We start from the raw sequence: 1,556 nt of genomic DNA, 5'->3' as shown, positions 1-1,556 counted from the left end.
GCCCGGTCGGAGGACTGCGGATTCACCGGCTGGCAGGATCGTGATCATGCGAAGGGCGTAATCTCGACGTCGGAGGATTCGAGGAGAGCGCGGATCGCTGCGGCCATGTCGACAGCTGCCGGGCTGTCACCGTGGACGCACACCGATGCTGCGGCGACTTTCACCGTGCTTCCGTCGACTGCGTCCAACTCGCCGTCGACGACCATCCGCCGAACCCGTTCTGCAACCAGCGTCGGGTCGTGCAGAACGGCGCCGGACTCGGTGCGGGGAACCAGGGTGCCTTCCGCCGTGTACGCGCGATCGGCAAAAGCCTCGGCGACGATCTCGAGGCCGGCCTCTCGAGCCTCTTCCAGAAACACCGAACCCGGTAGTCCGAGAACGGGTAGCGAACTGTCGTAGGCGACGACAGCGGCGACGACCGCCCGTGCTTGCCGACGGTGATGGACTATTGCGTTGTAAAGCGCGCCGTGGGGTTTGACGTACGTGACCCGCGATCCGGAGACACGAGCCAAACCGTCGAGCGCCCCTATTTGATAAATGACGTCGGCGGTGAGGTCCTTCGGGGACATGTCGATGAAGCGTCTCCCGAAACCGGCGAGGTCTCGGTAACCCACCTGCGCGCCGATCCGCACGCCGCGGGTGGCTGCGGATTCGCAAGTCGCCAACAGCGTTGTCGGGTCCCCGGCATGGAATCCGCAGGCGATGTTCGCGCTGGTGACAAGTTCGAGCATGGCGTCGTCGTCGCCCAGGGTCCAGGCTCCGAAGCCCTCGCCGAGGTCGCTGTTCAGATCAACGCTGTAGCCCATACCTCGATTCTAGGTACATGAGCTTCGAGATATGCGTGGCTCTCGGTGTTCAGGCGTGGGCCGGAATCCGTCCGGCATTCTTGCGACGTGCGGATCCGAAGAGTCGGCATATCAGGTAGATCACGAACGAGACCGAGGTGACGAAACTCGAGACGGGAACGCCGGGTGCCAGCGAGAGAAGGATGCCGCCGACGGCTGCCAGTTCGGCGAACACGACGGAGAGGATCGTGGCCTTGAGTGGGCTTGCCGTGACGTACGCGGCGGCCGCTGCGGGGGTGATCAGCAGCGACATCACCAGCAGCGCACCGACGATCTGTACGCCGAGTGCTGCGGTGATGCCGACCAACACGGCGAACACGATCGACAGTGCCCGAACCGGAACACCGCGAGCTGCAGCAACTTCGGGGTCGGTGCTCGCGAACAGCAAAGGGCGGTAGATGAATCCGAGTGTGCCGATCACGATGACCGCGCACAGCAGCAGAAGTTCGAGACCGCTGTTTCCCGGCGCCACGATCTGTCCGACCAGCAGTGAGAAGCTGGTTCCCGTGCGACCGTCGTATGCCCAGAGGAACAACACCGACAGGCCGAGGCCGAAAGCCATGATCACGCCGATCACCGAATCCCGGTCGCGCGCTTTGGCTCCGAGCAGTCCGAACAGCACTGCCGCGACCACGGATCCGACGATGGCACCGAAGCCGACGCCCACACCGACGAGAAGTGCGGCGGATGCGCCCGTCAGTGACAGCTCAC

2 protein-coding genes are annotated in these 1,556 nt (G+C 64.3%); both read right to left on the bottom strand.

Going from position 1 to position 1,556, the window contains the following annotated elements:
* Positions 1-44: 44 nt before the first annotated feature.
* A complete protein-coding gene (locus ABT116_RS45230) occupies positions 45-806 on the bottom strand; it encodes a LamB/YcsF family protein (RefSeq protein WP_298778892.1) in 762 nt (253 codons plus the stop codon).
* A 49-nt stretch (positions 807-855) separates the two neighbouring features.
* Positions 856-1,556, bottom strand: a 701-nt coding sequence (locus tag ABT116_RS45225; RefSeq protein WP_351646870.1) for a metal ABC transporter permease, incomplete at its 5' end; no start/stop codon positions are given.

This window comes from Streptomyces sp. NPDC002130 (genome assembly GCF_040296465.1).
GTDB lineage: Bacteria > Actinomycetota > Actinomycetes > Streptomycetales > Streptomycetaceae > Streptomyces.
Note: the sequence above shows the minus strand (reverse complement) of the source record. Positions and strands in the feature narration are given on the sequence as shown.

Coding starts and splice junctions, on each gene's coding strand:
- ABT116_RS45230 (WP_298778892.1), bottom strand. CDS start 806: ATGGGCTACAGCGTTGATCTGAACAGCGACCTCGGCGAGGGCTTCGGA.